The following is a 6759-nucleotide window of genomic DNA, read 5'->3' as shown; positions in this document are numbered from 1 at the left end:
GATCTGGCGAACGTGAAGATGAGCATGAACCCGTTCGACGAGATCGCGGTCGAGGAAGCCATTCGCCTGAAGGAAAAGGGCGTGGCGACCGAGGTGATCGCGGTGTCGATCGGCGTGGCGAAGGCGCAGGAAACGCTGCGTACCGCACTTGCCATGGGCGCGGACCGGGCGATCCTGATCCAGACGGACAATGAGGTTGAACCGCTGGGCGTGGCCAAGCTGCTCGCCAAGGTGCAGGAAGAGGAAGGCGCTGGCCTCATCATCCTGGGCAAGCAGGCGATCGACGATGACAGCAACCAGACCGGCCAGATGCTCGCCGCGCTGCTGAACCTGCCGCAGGGCACCTTCGCCAGCAAGGTCGAGGTCGAGGGCGACAAGGTCAGCGTGACCCGCGAAGTCGATGGCGGCCTGGAGACGGTGAAGCTCAACACCCCGGCGATCATCACCACCGACCTGCGCCTCAACGAACCGCGCTATGCCTCGCTGCCCAACATCATGAAGGCGAAGAGCAAGCCGCTCGCGACCAAGGCGCCTGCTGACTATGGCGTCGACATTGCGCCGCGCCTCGAAACGCTCAAGGTTGCCGAACCGCCCAAGCGCTCGGCGGGCGTGAAGGTCGCCGATGTCGATGAACTGGTCGCGAAGCTGAAAGCTCTGGGAGTTGCCGCATGAAGACGCTTGTGTGGGTTGAACATGAGGGCGGCGCCGTCAAGGACGCCACCCTTTCCGCCGTCACCGCCGCTGGCAAGCTGGGTGAAGTGCATCTGCTGGTCGCCGGGCAAGGCGTTGGCGGCGTGGCCGAGGAAGCCGCCAAGATCGCGGGCGTGGGCAAGGTCCATGTCGCCGACGACGCGGCTTTCGGCCATGCGCTGCCCGAGAATGTCGCGCCGCTGATCGTCGAGCTGATGGGCAGCCACGACGCGTTCGTCGCGCCGGCCACCAGCAACGGCAAGAATATCGCGCCGCGTGTCGCGGCTCTGCTCGACGTGATGCAGATCAGCGACATTCTCTCGGTCGAGAGCGAGGACAGCTTCACCCGGCCGATCTACGCCGGCAACGCGATCGCGACCGTCAGGTCGAAGGACGCCAGGAAGGTCATCACCGTGCGCGGCACGGCCTTCGAGAAGGCGGCCAGGGAAGGCGGCAGCGGCACGGTGGAAGCGGTTGCTTCGACCGGGGACAAGGGGCTTTCCTCCTTCGTCGGCGCCGAAATCGCCAAGCTGGAGCGTCCGGAACTGACTTCGGCCAAGGTGATCGTCTCGGGCGGCCGTGCGCTCAAGGACGGCCCGACCTTCGAGGAAGTGATCTTCCCGCTGGCGGACAAGCTGGGCGCGGCGGTCGGTGCGAGCCGCGCCGCTGTCGACGCGGGCTATGTGCCCAACGACTATCAGGTCGGCCAGACCGGCAAGATCGTTGCGCCCGAAGTCTATGTCGCGGTCGGCATCTCCGGGGCGATCCAGCATCTCGCCGGCATGAAGGACTCCAAGACCATCATCGCCATCAACAAAGACGAGGACGCACCGATCTTCCAGGTCGCCGACATCGGCCTCGTCGGCGATCTCTTCAAGATCGTGCCCGAGCTTACCGAAAAACTGTAAGCTTGTCGTCGCAATGGTGGAAAGGGCGTGGGGAGCGATCCCCGCGCCCTTTTTGCGTCAGGTCTGTGTCATTCGCAGTTGATGTCGTTCTTGTCGATGGCCCGGCCGGCAAGGGCGCCGCCTGCGCCGCCGAGGATCGTGCCGAGCGTCTTGGAACCACCGGGGGCGATGACATTGCCGAGGACGCCGCCTGCTATAGCGCCGACGATGGTGCCGGTGGTGCCATCATCACGCTTGCAATAATAGCGGCCGTCGCGGTCGCGGTAGATTTCGTCATTGTCGCGGATCGGGCGGCGGTGATGGCGGGGCGGGCCGCGGCGGTCGTCGGGGCGATCATAGCCGTAGCCGCCGCCGCCATTGTCCGAGACGCAGGCGCCCAGCGGCAGCATCGCCAGGATGGCGGCTGCGAGGATGGGTTTTTGCATGATGGCTCTCCTTGTCAAACCCTGTCGGCGGATCAACCCCGGAGCGGGGCGATGGTTGCGTAAGAGTAACTATTTTCCACCGGGCAAAAAGAAACCGCCCGCCGATGCCGTGAGAGGGGGGGATGGCATCAGACGGGCGGCGGCCGGTGGCGTTTATTGCCGCCGCCGGAGGGGAAGAGATCAGTTGGGCAGCGGCCGGGCGGGGCTGGTGACGGGCGTGATCGGCGCGGTCACTGCGGCGGGTTCGCTTCCGGTCGCGGTGCGCTGGTCCTCCAGCTTCGCCTTCGCTTCATTATAGCGGGTGACGAGATCGTCCTTGAACTCGGTCAACTTGCCTTCATCATAGAGCTTCTTGCCGACATAACCGGCGATGGCGCCGAAGATCAGGGTGCGGATCATGGATAGGCTCCTTGTTGCGGGGTCGGAGCGATAACCGGTGGGGCGGCGAGGGGTTCCCCGGAATATGCAGGGCGCGACGGGGCGAGGGCGGGATGCGATGGACCCTATGCCGGGACGGCCGGCGCTTCGTCGATCGAGGGGTCTTCGCCCCGTTCGCGGCGGGCGCGGTTGGCGTCGCCCAGATCCTGGCGATGGGCCATGGCGAGGAAGGCGGCTTCGGAGCGGAGGCAGCGGTCGCGGACATTGTCCAGCGTGGCGGCAGCGGCTTCGTCATGCGCCTTGGCGGCAAGGGCGCGATAGTCGGTATTGGCCATGATGCAGGCTCCTTGAAGGAGGCCGGACGCCATGGGAGCGACGCCCGGCCGGCCCGCGCCGCCATACGACGGGTCGCGGGCGGCAGGGGCCTTTGGCCGAGGAGGCGGGGACGATGGCCCCCGCCCCGGACGCCGGTTATTCGGCGTGCGAGATGTTCACAGCCGCCATCTTGCCACGACGGTCCTGCTCCAGATCATAGGAGACGCGGTCCTTTTCGCGCAGCGTGGCGAGGCCGGCGCGCTCGACGGCGCTGATGTGGACGAACGCGTCCGGGCTGCCGTCATCGGGAGCGATGAAGCCATAGCCCTTGTCGGCGTTGAAGAATTTGACGGTTCCGACGATGCTCATGGAAAATTTCCTTCTTTCAATGCGACGCATCCCGTGTGGACGCGCCGGGTTGCTAGAGGGGCAGGGAAAGAAGGATATAGGGAGCCGCAAAGCGCCGAAGACCGTCGATTTGCGACTATAGCCCGCCCTATATAGGGCATCGGGCGCAAAATAGCAAATGACGGCCCGGTTCCGCCCGGCGCCCCGCCCATGCCGGACGCGTATCATCCGGTCGCGGCATGGCCCGCCGCGGTCGCCATCGCGCCATGCGCCGCCGCGCCGCTGGCCGTGACGAAGCCGAAAAAGGCGTCGCGGGCGCGGGCGGCGGCGTCCTCATAGGGGCGGCGCTCGGCCTTGTCGCGGATGGCGAGGGCTTCCTCCTCCTGCGGCGTCAGGTCGCGCTCATAATCGTCGATATCGTAGATTGCGTCGCTTTCCTCACCGTCGAAGCCGGGCGGGGCGGGATAGTCGGTGCGCCAGCCCTCCCGATCTTCATCCCACCAGATGCCGCGCAGCCGGGCGGCGGCTTCTTCGGGCGGAAGGGTGGCGCGATTGACGTGCTGTGGGCGAAGTTCACACCGTTGCAGGGTCTCGGAAACCGGCGGTTTCTGGGGCATGTTGAGGGCGAGGCGGGCGGCGATGAAAAGCGCCACCGACGCGCCGGGCGAAAGGGCGGTCGCGCTATCCTCCTCGACCGGTTCGGGCGTGTCGGGCCGGTCGCCGTCGAGCATCCGGGCGTCCGCCATTTCGCGCGCGCTGGGTATGTTTAAGTGGGTCGCCTCCGGCTCCGGGCCGGGGCGGGGGAGGTTCAGCCGGTCGGCCTCCTCCACCGCCGCCTGCTCCGGGCAGATCAGGTCGAGAAAGGCGACGAAATCCTGCGCCACGACGCGGGCGAGGGCGGCGTCGGACCCTTCGGGCGGGGAATCCGCCATGCGATCCAGCCGCGACAGCATCGACATGGCGAGGCGGTTGTCGTGGCGGTGGCGGGTGACTTCGAAATTCTCCTCGTCGCGGCGGATCGTGTCGGTGCAGCCGGTGATGGCGCGGGCGAGCAGATCGTCGGCGAGGCGCGCGCGAGCGATGAGGATGGCCGCGTCCCAGCCGAGGCGGAAGGCCGCGCCGTCGCGGCGGATGCGGAGGTTATAGGCGCTGCGCGCGGTGATGCGGACGGACTCGCAGGCGAGCTGCACGACGCCGCAGGAGGCCAGGGTTTCAAGGAAACGCCGCTGGCGCGCGGGCGACCAGCCATCCTCGCGGATCTGGCCGGACGGCTGGGGAAGGGGCGGGAACTGACAGGTCATGGCAAGGCTCCTGCTGCAAAGAGGGATGCTTGCCGGGAGGGTAGGCAGATCAGGGGCGTGTAGGACAGCAAATAGGATTTTGGGGTGGCTTAGGGATATTGCTGGCGGGCATGGACCAGCGTCAGCACCTCTATGGCATCAGCGGCGATGCGGTAGATGAGGATATAATTGGGGTGGACTACAGCCTCCCGCGTACCGGGTCTGCGGCCGGGGCGATGGGCGTAGGGATGGTTAGGCAGGTTGTCGACCATATGCCGGATGGCTCTGTAGAGCCGGTCAGCCGCCGGTTTGTTGCGTGATCCGATATAGTCGAGGATGGTGAGCAGGGCCGCTTCGGCTTCGTCATCCCAGACGACGGGCAGGGTCATTTATATTTGTCGAGAATGGCCTGTGCCTTCGCCATGACTGCGTCATGCGGGATGCGCGGCTTGGTGGAGGCGAGCGCCCTTTCCACCTTGGCGTGGACCCATGCATCATGGGCTTCGGCCTCCTCGGTCGTCGCAAATTCAGACTCGATGGGGGTTAGCTTGGTCATGGGACGATGATAGCGCGGAAGCATGTGGCTTTCCATATCGCGCAGAGGCGTGATGCGGGGATTGGTCCATATCGGACAAGATTCGGAGAAAATCTGGCGGGCAAGACGCTTGTCTGATAGTTTCGCCACCATGACCCTTGCAGGCTTTCCCCGTATCGCCGTCGATCCCGCCATCTGCGGAGGGCGTCCGATTGTAGTCGGCACGCGCGTGCGGGTGAGCGACATATTGGAGATGCTGGCCGGTGGGGCGAGCACGGACGAGATTGTCGAGGATTTTCCCTATCTGAGCGCGGATGATGTGCGGGCGGTGTTGGGTTATGCGGCGGCCATGGCCGATCATCCCGTGGTTATCGCTGCCGAATGAAATTCCTTGTCGATGCGCAATTGCCGCCGGCTCTGTGCCGATGGCTGCGCGATCGCGGGCATGACGCAGATTATGTCTCCGGCATTGGGATGATTGCGGCGAGTTACATCATATTTGTGACCGCCGAATTTCCTTCACAAGCTTGTTCAAATCATTAGATCGGCCGATCGCTTGACCAATCGATAATAACTCAAAAAAAACGCCATCCATGGTAAGCGCGCCTATTTTGTTTATTAACTCTTCAATGAGAGCGTAATTTTTTTCTTTTTCTTTTCTAGCGGGGCCAAGATGTACGCCGCCGCCAACGTTGGCGAAATATGTCACGATATCTCGTCGGGAAATTGTTTCCCCTTTTCGGACCATGCCAGGCGCGTCGAGGTATCGCGATAACATCCATTCTTTGTTAATCAGTCTTTCTAAATCTCCCTCGTCCGCTTCTCCCCGCGCGTCGCGGGTAATGGAGAATGTTACGACTGCGAAGCCTTCGTCCGCATCGACGCTCACTCCCGTCGTTGGATTGTTTGCCCGTGCGTGACCGAGCATAGCTAATTGAATGCCATCTATCGTTGCTCCGCCAGAGATCACCGATGTGATGTGCCTAATTTCATGGCCTTGGGTGGTTGCCAATTTGATTAGGTCGGGGCCTACTATCGAAGGCTGTTTCTGAAAACCAAAATGGCGCCATGCTTTGCCTATCCAATCCTCGATAAGCAATCTTCGCAGCGCAGCGCTGCCGCGTCGTATATCAGCGTCGGAGGGAGCTTCATAAAGCGTACACCACTCCTTCTCGAACCATTCAATATCGTCGGCGATAGAAGTCCAGGGGTCAGTTTGGTATTTAAAGGGGGTGGATGGCAGTTTCTTTTTCTTGAAAATCTGTTCAAGGATTTTTCTATCTATGAGGAAGGAGTATTGGTGTCCCGTCTCAAGGCGGACAATTAAAATGGGCTTTTCTGTTAGAGGGTCTTCTCCAAGAAAGATCGATTTTGCTTCTCGAGGCTGAATATTTACCTTTTTAATGCCTTTATGATCTTCAGTGAAATTGGCATCATGCCATTCTTCAGATGATTTCGTAGCTTGTTCAAGTGTTTCAAACAGTGCGCCACTTTGATCAAACGGTAAATGATGATGATATTCTAACCCAGAGTAATCTCGGAAAGATAAAATTATATCACCCGTTTCGGTGTTTACGCCGCCATTGATCGGCATGAGAAGATTTTTGCGCTTTATCACTGTTTCAGCGCCAACTTTGGTATCTGCGTCGAGAGCCGCTTGCAATTCATCAATCAAGCGGTAGGCATCAGATCGATTAAGCCTAAGATGCACTTTCAATTTATCGTCTGTTTCACTCCTAGATTGTGCACAGATTGAGATTCTGTGTGGAGCGGAATCTTCACGCATGATCTGAATAGGGCTTGCAGCATCAAGCCATAATTTTCCTTCACGATCATTTATTGTGAGCGCAGGCTTTTCATTCATTTTTGGCTGGTCCATT

At 61.5% G+C, this 6759-nt stretch carries 12 protein-coding genes; 4 read left to right on the top strand and 8 right to left on the bottom strand.

Going from position 1 to position 6759, the window contains the following annotated elements:
* Positions 1-672: electron transfer flavoprotein subunit beta/FixA family protein (locus tag DM806_RS21675; protein ID WP_179044223.1), on the top strand; the 672-nt coding region annotated here is incomplete at its 5' end.
* A complete protein-coding gene (locus tag DM806_RS21670; protein ID WP_179042879.1) occupies positions 669-1598 on the top strand; it encodes an electron transfer flavoprotein subunit alpha/FixB family protein in 930 nt (309 codons plus the stop codon). The genes DM806_RS21675 and DM806_RS21670, both read left to right, overlap by 4 nt.
* Positions 1599-1666: 68 nt before the next feature.
* Here the strand turns inward: DM806_RS21670 and DM806_RS21665 are convergent, their stop codons facing one another.
* From DM806_RS21665 to relB, 7 genes are all read right to left on the bottom strand, one after another.
* Complete coding sequence (locus DM806_RS21665) at positions 1667-2023, bottom strand: glycine zipper 2TM domain-containing protein (RefSeq protein ID WP_179045227.1); 357 nt, start codon at positions 2021-2023, stop codon at positions 1667-1669.
* Between the two features lie 180 nt (positions 2024-2203).
* A complete protein-coding gene (locus tag DM806_RS21660) occupies positions 2204-2422 on the bottom strand; it encodes a hypothetical protein (protein ID WP_179045226.1) in 219 nt (72 codons plus the stop codon).
* 104 nt (positions 2423-2526) lie between these two features.
* Positions 2527-2736 (bottom strand): hypothetical protein, encoded by a 210-nt coding sequence (locus tag DM806_RS21655; RefSeq protein ID WP_179045225.1) that lies wholly within the window; start codon positions 2734-2736, stop codon positions 2527-2529.
* A 136-nt stretch (positions 2737-2872) separates the two neighbouring features.
* Positions 2873-3085 carry a cold-shock protein gene (locus DM806_RS21650; protein ID WP_024018304.1) on the bottom strand — a complete coding sequence of 71 codons (213 nt, stop codon included), beginning with the start codon at positions 3083-3085 and terminating at the stop codon, positions 2873-2875.
* Between the two features lie 203 nt (positions 3086-3288).
* Positions 3289-4365 carry a hypothetical protein gene (locus DM806_RS21645; RefSeq protein ID WP_179045224.1) on the bottom strand — a complete coding sequence of 359 codons (1077 nt, stop codon included), beginning with the start codon at positions 4363-4365 and terminating at the stop codon, positions 3289-3291.
* A gap of 89 nt (positions 4366-4454) precedes the next feature.
* Positions 4455-4733 (bottom strand): type II toxin-antitoxin system RelE/ParE family toxin, encoded by a 279-nt coding sequence (locus DM806_RS21640; protein WP_179045223.1) that lies wholly within the window; start codon positions 4731-4733, stop codon positions 4455-4457.
* A complete protein-coding gene (gene relB, locus DM806_RS21635) occupies positions 4730-4900 on the bottom strand; it encodes a type II toxin-antitoxin system RelB family antitoxin (protein WP_179045222.1) in 171 nt (56 codons plus the stop codon). Before relB ends, DM806_RS21640 begins: the two co-directional genes overlap by 4 nt.
* A gap of 109 nt (positions 4901-5009) precedes the next feature.
* On the opposite strand from relB, the gene DM806_RS21630 reads away from it, so the two are divergent.
* Together DM806_RS21630 and DM806_RS27870 are read left to right on the top strand one after the other, a co-directional pair.
* Complete coding sequence (locus DM806_RS21630) at positions 5010-5264, top strand: DUF433 domain-containing protein (RefSeq protein WP_256869424.1); 255 nt, start codon at positions 5010-5012, stop codon at positions 5262-5264.
* The gene (locus DM806_RS27870; RefSeq protein WP_179045221.1) at positions 5261-5422 is read left to right on the top strand and encodes a DUF5615 family PIN-like protein; all 162 of its coding nucleotides are present in this window, start codon (positions 5261-5263) and stop codon (positions 5420-5422) included. The genes DM806_RS21630 and DM806_RS27870 overlap by 4 nt, the downstream gene beginning before the upstream one ends.
* Here the strand turns inward: DM806_RS27870 and DM806_RS21620 are convergent.
* Positions 5373-6758, bottom strand: coding sequence for a hypothetical protein (locus tag DM806_RS21620; protein ID WP_179045220.1), 1386 nt, complete (start codon positions 6756-6758; stop codon positions 5373-5375). The two genes, DM806_RS27870 and DM806_RS21620, sit on opposite strands and share 50 nt — an antisense overlap.
* Between the last annotated feature and the right edge of the window lies 1 nt (position 6759).

This window comes from Sphingobium lactosutens (genome assembly GCF_013393185.1).
Classification (GTDB): domain Bacteria; phylum Pseudomonadota; class Alphaproteobacteria; order Sphingomonadales; family Sphingomonadaceae; genus Sphingobium; species Sphingobium lactosutens_A.
This window is presented reverse-complemented; position numbering and strand designations above follow the sequence as displayed.